At 64.5% G+C, this 21,538-nt stretch carries 17 protein-coding genes and 1 pseudogene; 5 read left to right on the forward strand and 13 right to left on the reverse strand.

The window, feature by feature from the left end; translation table 11 throughout:
- Positions 1 to 166 precede the first annotated feature (166 nt).
- On the reverse strand, positions 167 to 649 hold the full coding sequence (locus tag ACVWWJ_RS08530) for a redoxin family protein (RefSeq protein WP_456967405.1): 483 nt from the start codon (positions 647 to 649) through the stop codon (positions 167 to 169).
- Positions 650 to 730: 81 nt separating this feature from the next.
- Here ACVWWJ_RS08530 and ACVWWJ_RS08535 point away from each other — a divergent pair, with 81 nt between their 5' ends.
- The gene (locus ACVWWJ_RS08535) at positions 731 to 1,258 is read left to right on the forward strand and encodes an Hsp20/alpha crystallin family protein (RefSeq protein ID WP_456967406.1); all 528 of its coding nucleotides are present in this window, start codon (positions 731 to 733) and stop codon (positions 1,256 to 1,258) included.
- Between the two features lie 91 nt (positions 1,259 to 1,349).
- Entirely contained in the window at positions 1,350 to 2,267 is a 918-nt protein-coding gene (locus ACVWWJ_RS08540; RefSeq protein WP_159895662.1) for a DnaJ C-terminal domain-containing protein, read from the forward strand.
- A 28-nt stretch (positions 2,268 to 2,295) separates the two neighbouring features.
- On the opposite strand, the gene pilH is transcribed toward ACVWWJ_RS08540, so the two are convergent.
- From pilH to ACVWWJ_RS08575, 7 genes are all read right to left on the reverse strand, one after another.
- Positions 2,296 to 2,661, reverse strand: a complete 366-nt coding sequence (gene pilH, locus ACVWWJ_RS08545) for a twitching motility response regulator PilH (RefSeq protein ID WP_107913876.1) — start codon at positions 2,659 to 2,661, stop codon at positions 2,296 to 2,298.
- Between the two features lie 238 nt (positions 2,662 to 2,899).
- Positions 2,900 to 3,493 (reverse strand): LOG family protein, encoded by a 594-nt coding sequence (locus ACVWWJ_RS08550; protein WP_456969684.1) that lies wholly within the window; start codon positions 3,491 to 3,493, stop codon positions 2,900 to 2,902.
- Between the two features lie 139 nt (positions 3,494 to 3,632).
- Positions 3,633 to 5,060, reverse strand: coding sequence for a dihydrolipoyl dehydrogenase (lpdA, locus tag ACVWWJ_RS08555; protein ID WP_159895658.1), 1,428 nt, complete (start codon positions 5,058 to 5,060; stop codon positions 3,633 to 3,635).
- A 111-nt stretch (positions 5,061 to 5,171) separates the two neighbouring features.
- A complete protein-coding gene (gene odhB / locus ACVWWJ_RS08560) occupies positions 5,172 to 6,380 on the reverse strand; it encodes a 2-oxoglutarate dehydrogenase complex dihydrolipoyllysine-residue succinyltransferase (protein WP_159895656.1) in 1,209 nt (402 codons plus the stop codon).
- Between the two features lie 7 nt (positions 6,381 to 6,387).
- Positions 6,388 to 9,240 carry a 2-oxoglutarate dehydrogenase E1 component gene (locus ACVWWJ_RS08565; RefSeq protein ID WP_456967407.1) on the reverse strand — a complete coding sequence of 951 codons (2,853 nt, stop codon included), beginning with the start codon at positions 9,238 to 9,240 and terminating at the stop codon, positions 6,388 to 6,390.
- 132 nt (positions 9,241 to 9,372) lie between these two features.
- Entirely contained in the window at positions 9,373 to 9,867 is a 495-nt protein-coding gene (locus ACVWWJ_RS08570; protein WP_456967408.1) for a DUF7931 domain-containing protein, read from the reverse strand.
- Positions 9,864 to 11,066: a JmjC domain-containing protein gene (locus ACVWWJ_RS08575; RefSeq protein WP_456967409.1), complete on the reverse strand. Its 1,203-nt coding sequence runs from the start codon at positions 11,064 to 11,066 to the stop codon at positions 9,864 to 9,866. Before ACVWWJ_RS08575 ends, ACVWWJ_RS08570 begins: the two co-directional genes overlap by 4 nt.
- Before the next feature lie 160 nt (positions 11,067 to 11,226).
- On the opposite strand from ACVWWJ_RS08575, the gene ACVWWJ_RS08580 reads away from it, so the two are divergent.
- The gene (locus ACVWWJ_RS08580; protein ID WP_159891187.1) at positions 11,227 to 11,406 is read left to right on the forward strand and encodes a hypothetical protein; all 180 of its coding nucleotides are present in this window, start codon (positions 11,227 to 11,229) and stop codon (positions 11,404 to 11,406) included.
- Between the two features lie 115 nt (positions 11,407 to 11,521).
- Positions 11,522 to 12,727: pseudogene (locus ACVWWJ_RS08585) on the forward strand (ISL3 family transposase); the annotation flags it as partial.
- A gap of 64 nt (positions 12,728 to 12,791) precedes the next feature.
- On the opposite strand, the gene purB reads toward ACVWWJ_RS08585, so the two are convergent.
- Positions 12,792 to 14,159, reverse strand: a complete 1,368-nt coding sequence (gene purB, locus ACVWWJ_RS08590; protein WP_456967410.1) for an adenylosuccinate lyase — start codon at positions 14,157 to 14,159, stop codon at positions 12,792 to 12,794.
- Positions 14,160 to 14,298: 139 nt separating this feature from the next.
- Between purB and ACVWWJ_RS08595 the strand changes: the two genes are divergently transcribed.
- Positions 14,299 to 15,699 carry a class II fumarate hydratase gene (locus ACVWWJ_RS08595; RefSeq protein WP_456967411.1) on the forward strand — a complete coding sequence of 467 codons (1,401 nt, stop codon included), beginning with the start codon at positions 14,299 to 14,301 and terminating at the stop codon, positions 15,697 to 15,699.
- A 12-nt stretch (positions 15,700 to 15,711) separates the two neighbouring features.
- Here the strand turns inward: ACVWWJ_RS08595 and ACVWWJ_RS08600 are convergent, their stop codons facing one another.
- The 4 genes from ACVWWJ_RS08600 to ACVWWJ_RS08615 all read right to left on the reverse strand — a co-directional run bounded on the left by ACVWWJ_RS08600 (position 15,712) and on the right by ACVWWJ_RS08615 (position 21,538).
- On the reverse strand, positions 15,712 to 19,179 hold the full coding sequence (locus ACVWWJ_RS08600; RefSeq protein WP_456967412.1) for a patatin-like phospholipase family protein: 3,468 nt from the start codon (positions 19,177 to 19,179) through the stop codon (positions 15,712 to 15,714).
- Positions 19,180 to 19,350: 171 nt separating this feature from the next.
- A complete protein-coding gene (locus ACVWWJ_RS08605) occupies positions 19,351 to 20,313 on the reverse strand; it encodes a hypothetical protein (protein ID WP_456967413.1) in 963 nt (320 codons plus the stop codon).
- Positions 20,310 to 21,167 carry an ABC transporter ATP-binding protein gene (locus tag ACVWWJ_RS08610; protein WP_159891177.1) on the reverse strand — a complete coding sequence of 286 codons (858 nt, stop codon included), beginning with the start codon at positions 21,165 to 21,167 and terminating at the stop codon, positions 20,310 to 20,312. Before ACVWWJ_RS08610 ends, ACVWWJ_RS08605 begins: the two co-directional genes overlap by 4 nt.
- Positions 21,164 to 21,538, reverse strand: coding sequence for a GntR family transcriptional regulator (locus ACVWWJ_RS08615; protein ID WP_046969113.1), 375 nt, complete (start codon positions 21,536 to 21,538; stop codon positions 21,164 to 21,166). The genes ACVWWJ_RS08610 and ACVWWJ_RS08615 overlap by 4 nt, the downstream gene beginning before the upstream one ends.

Below are 21,538 nucleotides of genomic sequence, written 5' to 3' on the forward strand. Positions count from 1 at the left end.
TCTCCGGGGGTTTTTTTTTTTTGTCGGGATATGTGGAACCGGCTGGCTTTGTGTGGGAGCCGATTTATCGGCGATTGGCCTTACGGCTAAGCCGCTCCGTTGGCTTTTCGCCGCTGAAGCGGCTCCCACATGTTCTTATTCGCCGCTGAAGCGGCTCCCACATTCCTTACTTGTCGATGGCTTCGAGCATCGCCTCGGCCGACGTGACGCGGAACTCGCCGGGCGCTTCCACGTGCAGGACCTTCACCACGCCGTCTTCCGCGTAGATTGCGAAGCGCTTCGAACGGATACCCATGCCGTTCTTCGTGCCGTCCAGCTCGAGGCCGAGGGCGACGGCGAACGTGGCGTTGCCATCACCCAGCATCTGAAGATCATCCGGCACGCCCTGCGAGATGCCCCAGGCGTGCATCACGAAGGCATCGTTCACCGAGATGCAGGCGACCTTGATGCCGCGCTCGCGAAAGTCTTCCATGTGCTGGATGTAGCCGGGCAGGTGTTTGTTCGAGCAGGTGGGGGTGAACGCGCCGGGCACGGCGAACACCACGACCTTGCCCTTGCCGAGGACATCGACGCTGGAAACGGTCTTGATGCCATCTTCGAACTGCGTGAGCGTGTGATCCGGAAGGGTGTCGCCGACTGCGATCGTCATGGGGTGTCCTTTGCGGGGAAAGATGACCGAGCTTAGCGCGAACGCGACATCGGGCCCAACCGCTGCGAATGACAGCGGCACTTGAATCCCGACGGGTCGGTCATATGTTTGATCCCAGACGGCCATCGGGCCGAAAACTTCTTGGGAGTCAAACAGATGAACCAGCTTCGTCATGTGTCGTTTCGTCATGCGCCGGTGTTTGGCAGCGACGTCCGCAACGTCTTTGAACAGCTCTTCGGCAACGAGATCGCCGCGCCGGCACCGGCGGCAGAGAGTGCCTGGGCGCCGCGCGTCGACATTCGTGAAGAGGGCGGCCGTTTCCTGATCCTTGCCGACGTGCCGGGCGTGAACCTCGCCGACATCGAGATCCAGATGGAAAAGAACGTGCTCAGCATCAAGGGCGAGCGCAAGGCGTTCGTGAGCGAGACCGAAGGCAAGTTCAGCCGTGTCGAGCGGGCCACGGGTTCGTTCAAGCGCAGCTTCACCTTGCCGGAAAGCGCCAATGCCGAGGGCATCACGGCGTCGGGCGCCCATGGCGTGCTCGAAATCGCGATACCGAAAAAGGCCGAGAGTGCGCCGCGTCGTATTGAGATTAACGCTGCGGGCTGATTCGCTTTAAGCTTGTCATGCTGGCCCGCGGTGGACATGCGCCACCGCGGGCATTCTGCTTTTTGTTTTCGACACAAGCCCGGGAGAGCCTGTGGAGTTCAAGGATTATTACGAAGCACTTGGGGTGAAGCCCGAAGCGACCGACGCCGAGATCAAGGCGGCGTACCGCAAGCTCGCGCGCAAGTACCACCCGGACAAGAACAAGGAGCCGGGTGCTGAAGACAAATTCAAGGCGATCAACGAAGCCAATGAGGCGCTGAAGGATCCCGAGAAGCGTCGGGCCTACGACCAGCTCCGTGCGGGCGGCTATCGCCAGGGCGAGCAGTTCCGTCCGCCGCCGGGCTTTGGTCAGGGCGGGGGTGGAAGCTACGACTTCGGCCAGGGCGGTGGGGGTGGCGGCGACTTCAGCGACTTCTTCGAAAGCCTGTTTGGCGGCGGTGGTCGTGCCCGGGGCCAACAGCAGTCGCAAGCGCGACGGGGCCGGGATATCCAGGCAAAGATCGAGACCGACCTGCAGACGGCCTTCAATGGCGGAAAGACGCGCGTTGTGCTCAACGATGCCTCGGGCAGCGAGCGCGTACTCGAGGTGAAGATTCCGGCCGGGATCACGCCGGGCCAGACCATCCGGCTGGCGGGGCAGGGTCATCCGGGGATGGGCGGCGGACCCTCAGGCGACCTGCTGCTCGAGATCGGCGTCCGCGACGACGTCCGGTTCCGTCTGGAGGGCCGTACAGTCACGCATACGCTTCCGATCACGCCGTGGGAGGCCGCCATGGGTGCCACGGTGCCGGTCCCGACACTGGGCGGGCATGTGGACCTGCGCATTCCCGCAGGCTCGCAGTCGGGCCGGAAACTGCGCCTGAAGGGGCGGGGTCTGCCGGGCTCGGAACCAGGCGATCAGATCGTCGTGCTGGAAATCCGCGTGCCGGTCCCCGAAACCCACGAGGAGCAGGCGGCCTACGCCGAGTTCAAGGATGCCTTCCCGGGATTCGATCCGCGGCAGGGCTAGTGTTGCGGCTGCGGCGAAGCCGCAGCCCTCAGCCCGGCAGGTGCTCCTTGAGGGCTTTGACCAGCTCTTCTTCCTTGATCGGCTTGACGACGTAATCCTTCGCGCCCTGGCGCAAACCCCACACCTTGTCGGTGTCCTGGTCCTTGGTCGTGACCAGGATGATCGGGATGTGCTTGGTCGTTTCTTCCTTGCTGATGGTACGGGTGGCCTGGAAGCCGTTGAGGTTCGGCATGACGACGTCCATCAGGATCAGGTCGGGAAGCTCGCGCTTGGCAACCTCGACGCCCTGCGCGCCGTCCTCGGCCGTGATGGCCTCATGGCCCAGTTTCTCGACGATGCGCTTGATGCCCAGCAACTGCGACGGCGAATCGTCGACGATCAGGATACGAGCCATTCACTTTCCCCCGGGACGAAGCCCGATGTGTTGTCCTTGATGACGTACGCCTTCCAGGCGGCCGTCTCGAAATTCTGCGGTGACGAAAAAACGTCGCGCGTTGCGCCTCTGGCGTGGGCTCATTCTACCGGCCAGCGCGCTTGTATCAATGGTGCAGCGGTCAAAACCTGTTTTGACAAGCGTTCACGGCGCCGGGTGGCCGGGCTAAACGGCCCTCCGGGCCGCCGGAAAGTCGCGATCAGGCGGCGCTGTCGACCGATGTCCCCGTGATCCACTTCGGTGTGTAGGTGGACTCGTAGTGCTTCATCCAGTCGAACAGGGCGTCGATGCTGGCGCCGAACCAGACCTGGTCGCGCTGGTTCTTCTTGACGAAGCCCTCGGTGACCATGTGGTCCATGCTCGCGGAAAGACCCGCGTAGAACCCGCGAACGTCGAGGAAGGCACACGGGTAGCTGTGCAGGCCGAGCTGGGCCCAGGTCAGCATCTCGAACATCTCGTCCATGGTGCCGAAGCCGCCGGGCAGGGCGACGAAGGCGTCGGAGAGCTCGTACATGCGCGTCTTGCGCTCGTGCATGGTCTCGACGACCTGCAGCTCCGAGAGGCCGGTGTGAGCGACTTCCTTCTCGACCAGCTGGCGCGGGATCACGCCGATGACGCGGCCTCCTGCCGCAAGCACGGCATCGGCGACGGTGCCCATCAGGCCGACCTTGCCACCGCCGTAGACCAGGGCGATGCCTTCCTTCGCCAGCCGCGTGCCGAAGGCTGTTGCCGCCTGGGTATATTCCGGGTTGCCGCCGCTGCTGGAGCCGCAGTAGACACAGAGGGATTTGATGTCACGCATATTCGAGTCTCCTATGTACTTACCAGAGCACACGCTGTTCCCACACAAAGCGCGCTCTGGTAAGGACACCCAGAAACGACAAAGCCCGCCCATGCTAATGGCATGAGCGGGCTTGAGGTCGCACAGGCGATCAGTTGCCCTTGTGGATGGCGCGCTTGTCGACCGACAGGGCGGCCTCGTGCACGACTTCCGACAACGCCGGGTGGGCGTGGACGATGCGGGCGAGGTCTTCCGACGAGCCCTTGAACTCCATTGCCACGACGCACTCGTGGATCAGCTCGGAGACGACCGGGCCGACCATGTGCACGCCGAGGATCCGGTCGGTTTCGGCGTGGGCAATCATCTTGACCTGGCCGATACCTTCGTTCATCGCCACGGCACGGCCGTTGGCGGCGAACGGGAAGGCGCCGGTCTTGTACGGGATGCCTTCTTCCTTGAGCTGCTCTTCGGTCTTGCCGACCCAGGCGATCTCGGGCTCGGTGTAGATGACCCAGGGCACGGTGTCGAGATTGATGTGGCCCGGCTTGCCAGCGATGAGCTCGGCAACCATGACGCCTTCCTCGGAACCCTTGTGCGCAAGCATGGGGCCGCGAACGGCATCGCCGATCGCCCAGACGCCATCGACGCCGGTGTGGTTGTGCTCGTCGACCACGATGCGGCCGCGCTCGTCGAGCTTCACGCCCGTGTCGTCGGCCAGCAGGCCGGCGGTATAGGCGCGACGGCCAACGGCGACCAGCAGCTTGTCGACGACGAGCGACTGCGCGGCGCCGTCCTTGTCGGTGTAGCTGACATGGACTTCGTCACCCTTGACCTCGGCGGCCGTGACCTTCGCATTGACCTTGATGTCCAGGCCCTGCTTGGCGAACTCGCGGGCGGCCATCTTGGCGATGTCCTGGTCGGCGACGGCGAGGAACTTCGGCAGCGCTTCCAGCACGGTGACGTCGGAACCGAGACGCTTCCACACGCTGCCGAGCTCGAGGCCGATCACGCCGGCGCCGATCACGCCCATGCGCTTGGGCACGGCGGTGAGGTCGAGCGCGCCGGTGTTGTCGATGATGTGCGTGTTGTCGAACTTCGCGAACGGCAACTCGATGGGCACCGAGCCCGACGCGAGGATGACGTTGGTCGCTGAGATCGTCTGGACCGCGCCGTCGTTACCCGTGACTTCGACCTGGTTGCCCTTGAGGAGCTTGCCCTTGCCGAAGAACGAGGTGACCTTGTTCGCCTTGAACAGCATGGTCACGCCGCCGGTGAACTGCTTGACGATCTTGTCCTTGCGGCCGATGAAGGTCGCAATGTCGATCTGCGGATTCTCGGCGGTGATGCCGTGATCCTTGAAGTTGTGCGTCAGGTTATGGAACTGCTTGGACGAATCCAGCAGCGCCTTCGACGGGATGCAACCGACGTTGAGGCAGGTACCGCCGAGGGCGGCCTTGCCGTCCTTGCCGACGAAGGCGTCGACCACGGCGGTCTTGAGGCCCAGCTGCGCGGCGCGGATCGCGGCCACATAGCCCGCGGGGCCCGCACCGATGACGATGACGTCGAACTTGTCGCTCATTAGGTTTGCTCCGGATGAAACGGCGGGATTCTGCTACCGCCAATATGGGGTCGGAACATGAAAACGGGAGTCTTTCGACTCCCGCTTTCACATTGATGAATCAACCGACCATCAAAGGCCGAGCAGCATCCGCTGCGGGTTTTCCAGCTGGTTCTTGATGTCGACCAGGAAGAGCACGGCGTCCTTGCCATCGATGATCCGATGGTCGTACGACAGGGCGATGTACATCATCGGAGCGGCGATGACCTGGCCGTTCTCGACGATCGGGCGCTCCTTGATCGTGTGCATGCCGAGGATGGCGCTCTGCGGCGGGTTCACGATCGGGGTGGAGAGCAGCGAACCGAAGGTGCCGCCGTTGGTGATGGTGAAGGTGCCGCCCTGGAGGTCGTCCAGGCCGAGCTTGCCGTCACGCGCCTTCTTGGCGTAACCGATGATGCCCTTCTCGACATCCGCGAAAGACATGTCCTGCACGTCGCGCAGGACCGGCGTGACCAGACCCTTCTCGGTCGACACGGCGATCGAGATGTCCTGGTAGCCGTGATAGATGATGTCCGAGCCGTCTACCGAGGCGTTGACCACCGGGTAGCGCTTGAGGGCTTCGGTGGCCGCCTTGACGAAGAAGCTCATGAAGCCGAGCTTGACGCCGTTGGCCTTCTCGAACTGCTCGCCCAGGGCCTTACGGAGCTTGACGACTTCGGCGAGGTTCACTTCGTTGAACGAGGTGAGCATCGCGATCGAGTTCTTCGACTGCATGAGGCGCTCGGCGATGCGCGTACGGATACGCGTCATGGCCACGCGCTCTTCCGGACGGCTGCCCGGGGTCGGCTTGGCGGCCGGAGCCGGTGCGGCGGCGGGAGCGGCGGCGCCACCCTTGCCGACGTTGACCAGGTCTTCCTTGGTCACGCGGCCATCGCGGCCGGTGCCGGCGACCTTGGAGGGGTCGATGTTCTCTTCGACGGCGACGCGGCGGCCGGCCGGGGAGAGCTCGTCGACACCCTTCGGTGCGGCGGCTTCGGTCTTCTCGGCCTTGGGCGCTTCAGCGGCGGCAGCGGCCGGAGCCGGGGCGGGCGCGGCAGCGGCGGCGCCTTCCTCGATCACGGCGATGACCTGGCTGGAGGTGACCGTGGAGCCTTCCTCGAACCGGATTTCCTTCAGCACGCCGTCGACAGGCGAGGGCACTTCGAGCACGACCTTGTCGGTCTCGAGGTCCAGCAGGTTTTCGTCGCGCTTGACCGCATCACCGGCCTTCTTGTGCCAGGTGGCGATGAGCGCGTCCGAGACCGACTCGGGCAGGACCGGGACTTTGACTTCGATGGACATGCTTGCCTTACTCCGCTGCGTGATCGGTGCCGACTGGCGCGACGAGCGCTTGCTCGACGAGCGCCGTCTGTTCGGCGATATAGGTGTTGAGATGGCCCGGAGCCGGCGACGGCGAACGCGAGCGTCCTGCGTAAGACAGGCTCTGCTTCGAACCGATGCAGGCCTGCAGGTGGTGACGAATCTGGAACCATGCACCCTGGTTCATCGGTTCTTCCTGGCACCAGACCACTTCCCTGGCGGAAGCGAACTTTTCCAGTTCGACCGAGACTTCCGGGCGCGGGAACGGATAGAGCTGCTCGACGCGCACGATGGCGACGTCGGTCAGGCCGCGCTTGTCGGCATCTTCCAGCAGGTCGTAGTAGACCTTGCCCGAGCACAGGACGACACGCTTGACCTTCTTCGCCGGGAGATCGCGGTGCTCGCCGATCACCAGCTGGAACTTGCCGTTGGCCAGTTCGTCCAGCGAGGACACGGCCAGCTTGTGGCGCAGCAGAGACTTCGGCGTCATCACGATCAGCGGCTTGCGCACCGGGCGCACCTGCTGGCGGCGGATCATGTGGAAGGCCTGGGCCGGCGTGGTCGGCACGCAGACCTGCATGTTGTCGAGCGCGCACAACTGGAGGAAACGCTCCAGACGGGCGGAGGAATGCTCCGGGCCGGCGCCTTCCTGGCCGTGCGGCAGCAGCAGCGTAAGGCCGCAGAGGCGGTCCCACTTGGCTTCGCCCGAGCTGATGAACTGGTCGATGACGACCTGGGCGCCGTTGGCGAAATCGCCGAACTGGCCTTCCCAGATGGTGAGCTGGTCAGGCGAGGTCGTGGCTTCACCGTACTCGAAGGCCATGACGGCTTCTTCGGAGAGCAGCGAGTCGATGACGTCGACGCGGGCGTCGGCGCGCACCTTGCCCAGCGGCAGGTAGGTGTTGTCGCTGTTCTGGTCGTGCAGAACGGCGTGGCGATGGAAGAACGTGCCGCGGCCGGCGTCCTGGCCCACGATGCGCAGGTCGTTGCCTTCAGCGATGAGCGTGCCGTAGGCGAGGTTCTCGGCGAAGCCCCAGTCGCCCGGCAGGTCACCGGCGGCCATCTTGCGGCGGTCGTCGTAGATCTTGGCAACGCGAGCGTGCAGGGTGACGTCGGACGGCAGGGTGAGGATGGTGTCGAGCACCTTGGCCAACTGCTCGCGCGGCACGCCGGTGTCCACTTCCATCGACAGGCTGGTCTTCTGGAAGCGGGTCCAGTCGACCGGGATGTCGCGGGTAGGATTCGGTTCGATGGCGATCAGCGGCTCGCCCTTCTCGAGGCGGGCACGGTAATCGTCGAGCATCTTCTGGCCGTCGTCCGCGCCAATCGTCGAGGACTTCACCAGCGCCTGCGCGTAGAGGTCGCGCGTGGTCGGACGCTTGCGGATAACCTGGTACATGAGCGGCTGCGTGGCTGCCGGCTCGTCGGCCTCGTTATGACCATGACGGCGGTAGCAGACGAGGTCGATGACCACGTCCTTCTTGAACTCCTTGCGGAATTCATACGCGAGGCGGGTGACCTGGAGCACGGCTTCCGGGTCGTCGCCGTTCACGTGGAACACCGGCGCGTTGACCATCTTGGAGAGGTCGGTGCAGTACAGCGTGGAGCGGGCGTCTTCGCGCTTGGACGTGGTGAAGCCGACCTGGTTGTTGATCACGATGTGCAGCGTGCCGCCGATGGCGAAGCCACGGGCCTGCGACATCTGCATCAGTTCCATGTTGACGCCCTGGCCTGCGAAGGCGGCGTCGCCGTGGATCAGCAGGGCCATCGACTTTTCGCGGGCGGTATCGCGACGGCGCGACTGGCGCGCGTGCACGGAACCGGCGACCACCGGGTTGACGATTTCCAGGTGCGACGGGTTGAACGCCAGCGCGACGTGCACGCCACCGTTAGGCGTTTTCACGTCGGCGGAGAAGCCGAGGTGGTACTTCACGTCGCCCGTGTGCATCGGGCTGTCGTCATGCTCGAACTTGCCTTCGAACTCGTTGAAGAGCTGCGAGGGCGCCTTGCCGAGGATGTTGACCAGGACGTTGAGGCGGCCGCGGTGGGCCATGCCGATGATGACTTCCTTGACGCCGTTGTCGCCGGCGGCACGGACGATGTCATCGACCATCGGGATCATGCTTTCGCCGCCTTCGAGCGAGAAGCGCTTCTGGCCGACGTACTTGGTGTGGAGGAAACGCTCCAGGCCTTCCGCGGCCGTGAGGGCTTCGAGCACGCGGACTTTCTCGGCCTTCTGCAGGCCCGGCGAGCCGGCGGCCTTTTCCAGGCGCGAGTAGATCCACGAGCGCTGCTCGTAGTCGGAGATGTACATGAACTCGGCACCGACGGTGCCGGTGTAGATCTGCTTGAGCTTCGCGAGGAGATCGCGCAGCGTCATGCGCTGGCCGCCGCCGGCGAAGGTGCCAGCGTCGAACTCGGTACCGAGGTCGGCGTCGGACAGGCCGTGGAAGGCCAGGCCAAGGTCGGGGGTTTCGATATCCGGGATGGTCAGGCCGAGGGGATCCAGCTGCGCGGCGATGTGGCCCCGCGAGCGGTAAGCCGTGACCAGGCGGAGCACGCCGGCCTGCTTCTGCGCGTAGGCGTTGTCGGCGGAGCCGGCGGCGGGCGCCGGGGCGGCCGTGCGGCGCTGTTTCTGCGCGGCTTCGATGCGGGCAATGGCGCCGGAATGGGCGACATCACCGGCCTCGCGACCCTTGAAGGATTTGAAATACGTATCCCATTCGCCCGGGACAGAGCCGGGATCGGCCAGCCAGGCTTCGTAGACTTGCTCTACGTAGTCGGCGTTGCCGCCGGCGAGTTGGGAGGATTCGGAAAACTCGCGGATCAGGTTTGCGCTCACGTCACCACCGGCACACACGAAAAGGACGGGCTGCCGCTGGACTCGTGGGGACGCGCCGCGGCATAAGAATCCGTTAAGTATAGCTCCGTGGTGCTGCGACGCGCCAACCCGGATTCACGTTTCGTACGCCTTTCAGATCCCGAGTGGTCTTATCTGCCATGCCGGCTCGGCCCGCTCCCAGACTTCGTCGAAATACGCCATGAGACGAGAGGTCTCACCCGGAGCGTCGAGATTGCCCCGTGCTTCGTAGCGGCTGGCGACGGGTCGGAAAAGGAAGCCACTGCCGGTATCGCAGATGAACGCCGAGCCGTATGCGAAATCGGTTTCGTCCAATGGCATGCGGATCGAGACGGCGGTGGGCAGGCGCTGGGCGAGGGCGATCAGGCGGTGCCCGTCACGATGGGCCTGCTCGGCGTCGTGGGTCAAAATTCGGACCCTGGCCTGACGACCGCTGGTGGCGAGGCGCCGCAGCTCGGTGAGAATCGCCTCACTGTCGAGGATCCCCGTCTCCATGCGCGGCAGGTACATCGCGGCCCGATAACGGGCCTGGGCCAGCAGGCGGACATGGGCGACCTCAAGACCGGCGCGGTCCTCGACGGTCAGCACCGTGTCCGCCGTATCGCTCACCGACGGCGTCCCTTGCGCACGACCAGCTGGCCTTCGTTGACCAGGGCCAACAGGACCTCGCGCTGGGCGGCGCTGGGCGCGCCGTCGAGTCGGAACTCGCGCTCCGCCGACAGGCGCTCGGCGAGGTCAATGGGGCAGGCATAGGCGTGGCCGCTCACATAAAGCGTGGCGTCCTTCTTGCCGCGGACCCAGGCGAGACGTGCGAACGGGTGGCGGACAAGTGCTGCGCCGGCCTCCAGTGCCTTGTCCAGGGCGGCTGCGGTGCTGGCCTTGGGTGGCGCGGCTGGCACCTGGGCATTGCGGTAGCGCGTGATGAAGCGGCCGAACCAGTCGGCCAACAGGTCTCGGTCGAGTGCGGCCGCGAAGGGCAGGGCCTGGCGCAGGCGGTTCAGTGCGGCGGTGTCGATCTCGCCCACGCGCTTGGCGGGAACGAGGTCGGCGTCGGTGTAGCGCAGTTCGTCGGGCATGCGCTCGGCGAGAAAGTCCGCGAGGTCGCCCGTGAGTTCGGCCTGCGAGGGTGCGCGCATGCCGATCGACAGGGTCATGCAGTCACCGAGGGCGATGCCGTCGTGCGGCACGCCCGGGGGGAGATAGAGCATGTCGCCGGGTTCGAGCAGCCACTCGTGGGTGGGCAGGAAGTGCTTCAACTGCTTCAGCTCCACGTCGGTGCGGAAGTCGAGCGGGGCGTCCGGGTCGTCGCTGATCGCCCAGTGGCGCTGGCCGATGCCCTGCAGCAGGAAGACGTCGTACTGGTCCACGTGCGCGCCGACTCCGCCGCCGTCCTCGGCGTAGGAAATCATCACGTCGTCCACGCGCCAGCTCGGCAGGAAGGAAAAATGCCCGAGCAGGCCGGCGACATCGTTGTCCCACTTGTCGACGTCCTGGACCAGCAGGGTCCAGTCGCGCTTGGGGGTCCTGCCGAATTCGGCTTCGTCGAAGGGGCCGCTCTTGACCGTCCAGCGGTCTCGCTTTTCGTCGTGGATGATGAGGCGGGCGAGCACGCCTTCTTCGCACGCGAGCCCAGCCAGGTCGTTCGGCTGGATCGGCGATTCAAAGTCCGGGAAGGCGTTGCGGATGAGCAGCGGCCGTTTCTGCCAGTAGTCGCGCAGGAACTGCGCGGCGCTCATGCCGAGCGGCTGGCTGGCGCTGCCGCGCACTTCGATCGGGAGGGTCTTGCGGGAGGGGGTCTGGATGGCCATGGGCGGCATTGTAGCCTCTGCGGGCGCGCCGCCGAAGCGCTGCCTAATAGGAGCCGACTTGTAGGCGAAGCTCCTGACGCCGCAGCACTTCATCACCCCTTGATCCCACCGCGCGTAGCTTGCGGTGATGTGACGCTACGTCGGTATCTTGGGAGTGATCATGAAACGCCTGCTTATCATCGCCATGCTTCTGTCGTCCGTCGCCTCCCTCAGCGGCTGCATCATCCGCGACCACCGTGACGGTGGTTACGACCACGACCGCTACAACAACGGCCCCGATCACCACTGCGACGATCGCGACCATCGCGACAATAGTTGCAACGATCACGACCATCACTGATCGCTGAACACAAAAAAAAGGTTCTTCACGGAAGTCCGGGGAGCGGGCATAAAAAAGGAGCGGTAACTCCGGCAAGATGTTTGTGCGACCAAACAATCTTCAGAGAACCGCTCCCATGGACGATCTTACCGGCTTGCTCCCGTTTTGGGAGGGGTTTGTTGTTGACGAGTTGAAGCTGGTGGACGGTCAGATGAGGGTGCGACTGACCCCCGATGGCCGTGAGCCGGCGCGATGCGCGGGTTGTTCCGCGGCTGGCTTACCCGTTCACGAGTACGTCGAGCGTCGGATCCGCGACCTGCCGATGGTGGGACATCCGGTCACGCTTGAGGTCACCTTGCGGCGGCTGCTTTGCCCCGATTGTGGCCAGCGGCTGGAAGCGGTGAGCTGGCTGGATCGTCATGCCCGCATCACCCGGCGGCTGGCTCAACAGGCGGCATATTGGTGCGCAAAGCTGCCCACGGCGCATGTTGCAGCGATGTTTGATCTGCACTGGAGCACGGTGCGTCGACTCGATGAGCAACGCCTGGAAGAGACCTTGGCGGCCTTGCCGCCAGCGTCGCCGCGACGTCTGGTGATGGACGAGTTCGCCCTGCACAAGGGCCATCGCTACGCCAGCGTGGTGCTCGATGCCGATACTCGCCAGGTGTTATGGATCGGCGAAGGTCGCAGCAGAGCGGCCGTAAGACCCTTCTTCGAGGCCTTGGGCGCCAACGGCTGCGCCCGCATCGAAGCGGTGGCGATGGACATGAATACTGCCTTCGACCTGGAAGTGCGCAAGCATTGTCGCCACGCCCGCATCGTCTACGACCTGTTCCATGTCATCGCCAAATACGGCCGCGAAGTCATCAGTCGAGTGCGCGTGGATACGGCCAACAAACTCCGGCACGACAAGCCCGCACGGCGGGTCGTCAAGCGATCGCACTGGCTCTTGTTGCGCAATCCCGAGCACATCCGCGCCGCTAGCCAGCAACTCCAACTCAAGGAAGTGCTCGAGGCCAACACGGCCCTAATGACGGTCTACGTCATGAAAGCCCAGCTCAAAGATCTATGGAATGCGCCCTCGGCATGGGCGTGGCGCCGATCCTGGAAGCAGTGGCATCGCCACGCGGCGGAAAGCGGCATTCCAGCCATGATCCACTTTGCCAAAAGCCTTCGCGGCTACTGGCGCGGCATCCTCGCGCGGGTCCGCTGGCCGATGCATACCGGCCAGCTCGAAGGCATCAACAACCGCATCAAGGTTATGAAGCGGATGGCCTACGGCTACCGCGACAGCGCGTACTTCTTTATGAAGATCCGCGCCGCCTTCCCCGGTAATCCGCGAAGAACCAAAAAAAAGCCCGGCATGCGAATGCCGGGCTTTTTTTGTGCGCGATGGTTTCGCGCGATCAGATCGCTTTCGCGAGCTTGTCCGCAAGGCCGATGTACGACGCAGGCGTCAACTCAGCCAGTGCCTGCTTCGCATCGGCAGGCAGGTCGAGGCCAGCGATGAACGCACGCATCGAGTCCTTCGTGATGCCCTGGCCGCGCGTGAGTGCCTTGAGCTGTTCATACGGTTCCGGCAGGCCGAAGCGACGCATGACGGTCTGCACGGCTTCGGCGAGGACTTCCCAGCTGTTGTCGAGGTCGGCGGCGACGCGCTCGGCGTTGACGTTGAGCTTGCCGAGGCCCTTGAGCAGCGACTCGATGGCCACCAGTGAGTGGCCGTACGCCGTGCCCAGCGCGCGCAGCACGGTGGAATCGGTGAGGTCGCGCTGCCAGCGGCTGATCGGCAGCTTCTCGGCGAAGTGGCCGAGCAGGGCGTTGGCGAGACCGAAGTTACCTTCGGCGTTCTCGAAGTCGATCGGGTTGACCTTGTGCGGCATCGTGGACGAACCGACTTCGCCAGCCTTGAGTGCCTGGCGGAAATAACCCAGCGAGATGTAACCCCAGATGTCGCGCGCGAGGTCGATCAGGATGATGTTGATCCGGCGCAGCACGTCGGCGAACTCGGCGATACCGTCGTGCGGTTCGATCTGCGTCGTGTACGGATTGAACGTGAGGCCGAGGCCGTCGACGAAGTTCGACGCCAGCCCGGGCCAGTCGATCGCCGGATAGGCGATGACGTGCGCGTTGTAGTTACCGACGGCACCGTTGATCTTGCCCGGGATTTCGATGGCCACGAGCTGGCGACGCTGGCGCTCGAGGCGCGCGACGACGTTGGCGATCTCCTTGCCCATGGTGGTCGGCGAGGCGGTCTGGCCGTGCGTGCGCGCGAGCAGAGAGAGGCCGGCGTGCTCGTGCGCGAGACCGCGCAGTGTCGCGATGACCTGGTCCAGTGCCGGCAGCAGCACCGACTCGCGTGCGTCACGCAGCATCAGCGAGTAGGCAAGGTTGTTGATGTCTTCGCTGGTGCAGGCGAAGTGCACGAACTCCTTGGCCTGGACCAGGGCGGGATCGTTGCCGATCTTTTCCTTGATCAGGTACTCGACGGCTTTGACGTCGTGGTTGGTGGTCGCCTCGATCGCCTTGATCCGCTCGCCGTCTTCGATGGAGAAGTCGTCGGCGATGGCGAGCAGGCGGGTCACGGCGTCGGCCGGGAAGGCGGGTAGCTCGACGATGCCCGGGTGCGCGGCGAGGGCCAGCAGCCAGTGGATCTCCACGTGCACGCGGCGATGCATGAGGCCGAATTCGCTGAAGATCGGGCGCAGCGGCTCCACTTTGGAGGCGTAGCGGCCGTCCAGCGGCGAGAGGGCGGTCAGCGTGGCGTGGGACATGGGGCGTTCCTGGAGGCTAGGCGGGAGCAGCCGGCGATTATACCGCGAGACGGCCGGGAAGCCCTGTGCGGGAGCCGGCTCCTACAAAAGCGTCGCCATCGGCCTTACTGTATGGGAATCCCCCACCGAGGTTCCCCGCATGAGCAAGTTCCGCACCGAACGCGACAGCATGGGCGAGTTGAAGGTACCCGCCAAGGCCCTCTACGGCGCCCAGACCCAGCGGGCGGTGGACAACTTCCCGGTGTCGGGCCTGACCATGCCTCGCGAGTTCATCCGCGCGCTGGGGCTGATCAAATCGGCGGCGGCGGAGGCGAACGTCAAGCTCGGGCATCTCGACAAGGCGTCGGCCAGGGCGATTCGCACGGCGGCTGAACAGGTGGCCGCCGGTGGTGTGGACGAACACTTCCCGATCGACGTCTTCCAGACCGGGTCGGGCACGAGCTCGAACATGAATGCCAACGAGGTGATCGCCCATCTCGCCGGGGCTGCCGGCACGACCGTGCACCCGAACGACCATGTCAACGCCGGCCAGAGCTCCAACGATGTCATTCCCACGGCGATCCTGGTCAGCGCCACGCTTGCGACCACTGAGAAACTGCTGCCGGCGCTGAAGCACCTGCGCAAGACCATCGACACGCGCGGGAAGGAGCTGAAGAAGGTCGTCAAGACCGGTCGCACGCATCTGATGGATGCCATGCCGATCACCTTCGGCCAGGAGCTCTCGGGATGGTCGGCTCAGATCGCCGACGCGTCCGAACGCATCACTGACACGCTCAAGCGTATGCGTCGCCTGCCGCAGGGTGGCAGTGCCGTCGGTACCGGCATCAATGCGGATCCGAAATTCGGTCCCGCTGTCGCCGCGGAACTGTCAAAGCTTACCGGTGTGAAGTTCGAGTCCTCGGAGAACTACTTTGCCGGCATGGCGGCACAGGACGCCCCGGTCGAGCTTTCCGGGCAATTGCGTGCTTTGGCGGTCGCGGTGATGAAGATCGCCAACGACCTGCGCTGGATGAACTCCGGTCCGCTCGCCGGCCTCGGTGAAATCGAATTGCCGGCGCTGCAGCCGGGTTCATCGATCATGCCGGGCAAGGTCAATCCGGTGATCCCCGAAGCGGCCGCGATGGTCGCTGCCCAGGTGATAGGCAACGACGCGACGATAGCCATCGGCGGCTTGTCGGGCAATTTCCAGCTCAACGTCATGCTGCCGGTGATCGCGTACAACCTGCTGCAGTCGATCGAGATCCTCGCCAACGTGACCGTGTTGCTCGCCGACAAGGCTATTGCCGGCTTCAAAGTCAACGAAGAACACATCCGCGAAGCGCTCGACAAGAACCCGATCCTCGTGACGGCACTCAACCCGGTGATCGGTTACGAGAAGGGCGCTGCGACGGCGAAGCAGGCGTACAAGGAGAAGCGGCCGATCATGGATGTCGCCCTTGAAACGACCGGCCTGTCCAAGGCCGAGCTGGCCAAGCTGCTGGATCCTGCTGCGCTGACGAAAGGCGGCATCCATGGTGGCAGTGGTGGCGGTGGTGGGTGACAGCCGCCGGTTTTAAGGGCCAACCGATCGCCTCCTCGGAATCCATAGCTCCAGGACGTTGCTCGTTCCCGTTCCCGCGGGGAGGGCAACGGCCTTTGCCGGTGCGTTGGACAAGGCGGGAAGCGTGGCGTTACCCCATTTGACGAGGGCCGTGGCGCAGGTCTTGCCGTCGGGCGCATACAGCACCGTGGGCGACTTCCATTCAAAGGGACCGTGCCTGCCGTTGCGCTTGGCGGTGTCGGTGACGTTCTCGACACCGGGCACCACGATGCCCAGTTCTCGCACCGGTGCGAGGCTGCGGAGCACGTCGGCACGCTGGCTGTCGTCGTAGATCTGCGTGTAGAGCATGAACGTCTGGCCGTTCTGGCCGCAGGCGGCGATCACGTCGCTGCGCAGCTTCGCGGGGTCGACGGGCGCTGGCGGCGGTGGTGACGCCGGCGCCGGCGCCGGCGGTGGCGGTGGCGGTGGCGGAGCGGACGCCGTGGACGTCACCGAAGCCGGAGCGGGCTCAACCGCAGGTGGAATCGCCTTCGGCAGGCCGAAGCTCATATCCGACGTGCCGTTCTCGTTCGTCACGAAGGCCACGGCCGCCGGGTCGCGCCAACCTTTGTAGTTGGCCATCGCGTTGTCCCAGGCGCTCGTGGTCTCGTGTCCGGTATTGGTCAGCACGAAGAGGTCGTAGTCGCACTGCGTCAGCAGCGTGGCGTCCTGCGTGCGGGCGCAGATCGGTGACAGCAGGTTAGCGAGATCCTGCATGGTCTTGATCTGCTGATCGGATAGCGTGGTGTTGCCGATCTCGGAGGTAAGCAGGTTGACGGTGGCGTCGACCGACGGATCGAAGCTGGCATTCTGCCGTTCAGGCGCAGAGAGGTAGGTGAGCAAGGAGCGCACTTCGTCGTTGATCTCCTTCGCCTCGGCGTTCGCTGCCGATTGCACCTCCGCCATCTGTTGCTTGTGCGAGTCCCAGGCCTGCCAGCCGGCAAGCAGGGCAGTGAGCAAGGCACCCACGCCGATGGATGTGCCGACCGTGGTGGCCAGCCGCTGGGTGCGACTCATGGGACTCGTCGCAGGTGAAAGCAGCGCCGAGTTGGCACCGATGACAGGCGCATTCCAGGCCCATACCGGGAGGTGCTCCAGCAGGGAAGGATCAAGGGGCGTGCCCAGCAGGACGCCCAGTTCGCAGTAACTTTCCCACTGCGCTTCGCTGAAGAACTGGTTGCTCGTGCTTTCCTGCGGAAAGGTTTCTTCGCGGTCCGCGTAGCCAGCGATATCCAGCGGCATGTCGCAGGTGGTCCGCGGTTTCACGATCAGCAGCGTTCCGTGTTGGCCATCCGCGTAAGTAATCCTTGCAAGCAGCAGATGAGCGTCGCCGGGGCCGTTGGAGATCGTGTCGGGTGTGCCGAACTTTGGCGCGAGTGCGCCCGCCAGCGGCGCAATGCCGGCGGGGTCGACGAAGGCGATGGTGGCGTCGTAGTCGATACGCGCCTTCCGTACCAGGTTCTCGACGTCCGCAAAGCGGTACTCCGGATCGGCGCCGCAGTCGACGAGGACGATCAGCGAGAGTTGCCGCTTCAGTAACGAGTAAACACCTGTGTTGTCGAAGTGCCCACCATCGGACAGGTACCAGTCCGCGCTGCCCAGGCCGGGGAAGCGGGCGAACATCTCGCGAAGCACGGCGAAGTACTTGGCGACGAGGTTGCGTTTCTTTGTGAAGCCAACGGTGAGGTTGTCCTGCCAGTAGCCGAGCCGGAGACCGCTGAGGAAGGCCATGGCCGCGGTACCGGGGCGCGTCAGCGAGCCCATGCCGGAGCCCAGCGCGGCACCTGAAATCGCCACCCATTCGGCCACGGTGCTGTCGCGCAGGAGACCAGCCGAGTTCGCCTCGGGCAGGTGCGTTCCTGTCTCGACACCCAGCGCACTCACCGTGAGGCTGACACCTTTGCGGTCGGCATTGTAGGTGCCGGTGCGGTCGTCGACGGTCTGGTTGATGCAGCAGTTGATAAGGTGAATCGGACCGCCGAAACGGTGCGGTGCGTAGTCGGTCATGGCGATGTCATCGCCATCCATGAGCGAGGTGATTTTCGCCGTGGCCTCGGTCAGGTCGCGCGTATTCGCCGCCGTCGGGCTTGCAGGAAAACGCGGGTGCGCACTGCCGCCATCAGGCCCGTTACCTACCGACACATACGTCCGCGCGATGCGTGAGCGATAGAAGAAGTGCAGGGACGAACGGTTCAGCTGCTGCAGCGCCCGGCCGTTCAACAACACGTAGATCAGGCTGATGCCGGCCACGCTGGCCCAGCGCGCATAGGCGTTGCGCAGCAGGCTGCCGAGCACGTCGCCCTTGTCGGGGAAGATGATGGTCTGGAAGATCGTCATCCAGAACAGGGCGAGGGCCATGACCAGGATCAGGCCGAGCACGTTGGCCAGCATGCCCCAGGGCAGCCTGGCAATGCCGGTCTTGCTGCCCGTCTGCAACATCGGCAGCACGAGGCGCGCGATGCCGATCAGCACGGTCGTCACGCCGACACCGGTGGCCACGTTGCCGCCGGCGGCGTCGCCACCCAGTTGGGTCAGCCACAGCTTCATGTACCAGCTGAGCATGTCGAGGATGCCGAAGGCGAAGACGACCGCCAGTGCTTTCAGGCACCACGCGAGCCCCTTCGTGTAGCGCACGCGGTTGGTTTCTTCGGAGCGCCGCAGCCCGCTCAGTCGGGCGCAGATCCAGGCAACGGGCGAAGGGAGCATGCCGATGGTGCCAAGCCATAGCAGCGTCGCATCGAAGGAGGTCGGGGTAGCACTCGCCTGCGCCGCGAGATAAACGCCGACGATCGTGGCCAGTACCGCAGTGGCGAGGCCGGCTGCACTGGCCTTGCCCAGGAACCAGTACGCGTAGCACATGGTCAGCGCGCCGGCCGCTGGAAGCGGCAAGAGCCACCACCAGAGGCTCATTGCCACGGGCATGCCTTCGCTCACGGCAAATACCCATGAGTACGCCAGGTGGGGCAGGGTGATGGCACCCGCGAACAGCATGATCAGTACAGCGACTTCGACCTGCGTAGCCAGGAAGCCGCGAAGCTGGCTGGCGAGCGCCTGCACGAGGTCCGCCGCACCGGCTGGCGCCAGGAAGCGGCCGTTGTTCCGTAGCCACCACAGGAACAGCGAGCCATCGTCCGCGATGCCAGCTTCGACCGAGGCAGCGTCACCCTCCTTGCCGCGGTGGAAAAGCCTGCCGAAGGCCGAACCGACGTAGCCCCCGCCAGAAACGGTCGAGAGGTAGTCGAAACGATGCAGGACCTTGTTGCGGGCGAGGGCACGCAATACGCCGAGGCAGAACGTCGCGCTGCGGATGCCACCACCGGAGAACGCAAGACCGATGGGAGGCGCCCCGGGATCGATCCCCGCCGCTGATCGTCGTTGCGCCACCGCTTCGCGCTCGCTCTCTGGGGTCGGCTCCGCGATCGCGGCGTCTGGTGTGGTCATGGCGAGGATCCCCTGCGATGGACGCAAGCTCGTGATCCGGCTCCCATTGAGCCGGATCGAGGCGGCGGTCCCCTCACCGGGCGCTTCGTTGCCTTGTTTTTAGACCCTGCGGGCATCGTGCGCAACACGCTAAATGAAGACGGCCCCCGAAGGGGCCGCCGGTGTTTCGTTTTAGCTCTCGTCTCGCCAGCGGCGGAACCAGATGGCGCCGACGATCATGACCGCACCTGCAGCCGCACCAATCCAGATCGAGGGGCTGGCCAGGGCGCTGTAGTGGTAGGCCAGGTCGAGGCTGTCGAGCAGGGCGGCCGGATCTTTGTGATCGGGAACCACCAGCGGCGAGGCGTTGCCAACCCAGCTACCCGGAACCAGGCTGCCCAGCAGGCGGCTGACCACGTTCTTCCAGTACCAGTCGGTCGAGAGGTTGAACAGACCCATCAAGCCGAACCAGGAGACGATGACGCCAGAGCCGACCGGCAGGGCGATCGCCCAGAAGAACGGCTTGCTCTTCGCCCAGGCCGAGCAGAGCAACAACCAGCCCAGCGTCGGCAATGCCCAGATGGCGTACAGCGGGAGCAGGAGCACCAGGTTGATCGCCACGCGGAGCGGATGTGCCTCCATCAGCAGGGACCACAGGCTGAGGCCGTGAATCGTGGCGACGATGGCGAGGAACAGTGCCAGTACCAGTCCGACGATCACACCGACGACGATCGCGATGGCGGGAGCAAGTACGGCGGCGCTTGCCAGCTTCGACAGCACGGTCGAGGTATCCGACAGTGGCAGCGACTTCCAGAAAAGGATGCTGCGATCGCGACGGTCGTCGTAGAGCGCACCCAGGCAGTAGAAGAACACGACGATGGCGGTGACGCCGAGGATGATCGCGGCGACGGTGTAGAGCATGATGTCGATGCCGGCGCCGACGTTATGCAGGTCCGCGAGGCTCATGTCGCTCTGCATGTGGAAGTTGCCGCCGCCGAACTGCAGGCCGCCCCACTTCCGTCCGAACACTTCGCCCAGGGCGATACCCATGCCGTTGAGGACAAGGAAGACGATGCCGGTGACTACCGGCGCCCAGAAGAAGCCGCCCTTGTGTTCCCAGAACTCGCGCTTGACCAGCCAGTAGAAGGTTTTCATGCGTAGGTGCCCTTCATGGTGGCGACGAAGAGGTCGCCGATCGACGGGCGTCGTACCTCGCCCAGGCGTTCCAGCTCGGGCCGGCTGACGTTGTCGAAGAGGAAAATACTCTTGCCGAAGACCTGGCGCTCATCGAGCGGCTTCAGTTCCCGGGCTGCGTGTGCGAACTCGGCGCCGACCAGTACCTCGGCGAAACGCTCGCCCAGGCTGTCCATGTCGGTATCGAGCACGATCTTGCCGTCGCGGATGAACATCAGGTCGGTGAGGATGTGTTCGATCTCCTCGACCTGGTGGGTGGTGACCAGGATGGTCTTCTCTTCGTCGAAGTAGTCTTCCAGAAGGCTCTGGTAGAACTGCTTGCGATAAAGAATGTCCAGGCCCAGCGTGGGTTCGTCCAGCACCAGCAGGCGAGCGTCGATCGACATCACCAGCGCCAGGTGCAGTTGCACGATCATGCCCTTGGACAGCTGTTTCACCTTCTGCTGCGGCTGCAGCTTCGTGCGGGCCAGGAAGGCATCGCACTTGGCGCGGTCGAAGCGGGGATGCGTGTTGGCGACGAAGTCCACCGCGTCCTTCACCCGGATCCAGCGCGGCAGCACCGCCACGTCGGCGATGAAGCACACCTGTTCCATCAGCTTGTCGCGATCCTTGCGTGGGTCCAGGCCGAGGACGTTGAGCTGGCCTTCGAAGGTGGTCAGGCCGAGGATCGCCTTGAGCGCCGTCGTCTTGCCGGCACCGTTGGGGCCGATCAGGCCGACGATGCGACCCGACCCGATCTGGAAGGTGGCGCCGTCCAGCGCCATCGACGACTTGTAGCGCTTGCTCAGGCCAGTGGCGGTAACGACCGCGGTCATGACGGATCCTCCGTGGAGCCCTGGGCTTCACGCATCAAGGTCTTGAGGTCGAGGCCCATGCGCTGGAGGCGGGCAAACAGCGCCGGCCATTCTTCGCGCAGGAAGCGCTCCCTTTCACTTTTCAGCAGCGCGTCGCGCGCCCCATCGATAACGAACATGCCAAGACCTCTCCGTTTCTCAACCAGTTGTTCGTCGACCAGCTCCTGGTACGCCTTGGAAACGGTCAGCGGGTTGATTTGAAAATCCCCCGCGACCTGACGTACCGACGGCAGCGGGTCGCCCTCATTCAAGGCGCCGTCCAGGATCATCGCCACCACGCGTTCGCGGAGCTGGCGGTAGATCGGGACGCTGTCGTTCCAGGTGATGGACAT

The sequence above is a fragment of the Luteibacter sp. HA06 genome (assembly GCF_054061215.1).

Coding starts and splice junctions, on each gene's coding strand:
- ACVWWJ_RS08600 (WP_456967412.1), bottom strand. CDS start 19,179: ATGACCACACCAGACGCCGCGATCGCGGAGCCGACCCCAGAGAGCGAG.
- odhB (WP_159895656.1), bottom strand. CDS start 6,380: ATGTCCATCGAAGTCAAAGTCCCGGTCCTGCCCGAGTCGGTCTCGGAC.
- ACVWWJ_RS08580 (WP_159891187.1), top strand. CDS start 11,227: ATGAAACGCCTGCTTATCATCGCCATGCTTCTGTCGTCCGTCGCCTCC.
- ACVWWJ_RS08615 (WP_046969113.1), bottom strand. CDS start 21,538: ATGTCCATCACCTGGAACGACAGCGTCCCGATCTACCGCCAGCTCCGC.
- lpdA (WP_159895658.1), bottom strand. CDS start 5,060: ATGAGCGACAAGTTCGACGTCATCGTCATCGGTGCGGGCCCCGCGGGC.
- ACVWWJ_RS08610 (WP_159891177.1), bottom strand. CDS start 21,167: ATGACCGCGGTCGTTACCGCCACTGGCCTGAGCAAGCGCTACAAGTCG.
- purB (WP_456967410.1), bottom strand. CDS start 14,159: ATGTCCCACGCCACGCTGACCGCCCTCTCGCCGCTGGACGGCCGCTAC.
- ACVWWJ_RS08575 (WP_456967409.1), bottom strand. CDS start 11,066: ATGGCCATCCAGACCCCCTCCCGCAAGACCCTCCCGATCGAAGTGCGC.
- pilH (WP_107913876.1), bottom strand. CDS start 2,661: ATGGCTCGTATCCTGATCGTCGACGATTCGCCGTCGCAGTTGCTGGGC.
- ACVWWJ_RS08530 (WP_456967405.1), bottom strand. CDS start 649: ATGACGATCGCAGTCGGCGACACCCTTCCGGATCACACGCTCACGCAG.
- ACVWWJ_RS08605 (WP_456967413.1), bottom strand. CDS start 20,313: ATGAAAACCTTCTACTGGCTGGTCAAGCGCGAGTTCTGGGAACACAAG.
- ACVWWJ_RS08595 (WP_456967411.1), top strand. CDS start 14,299: ATGAGCAAGTTCCGCACCGAACGCGACAGCATGGGCGAGTTGAAGGTA.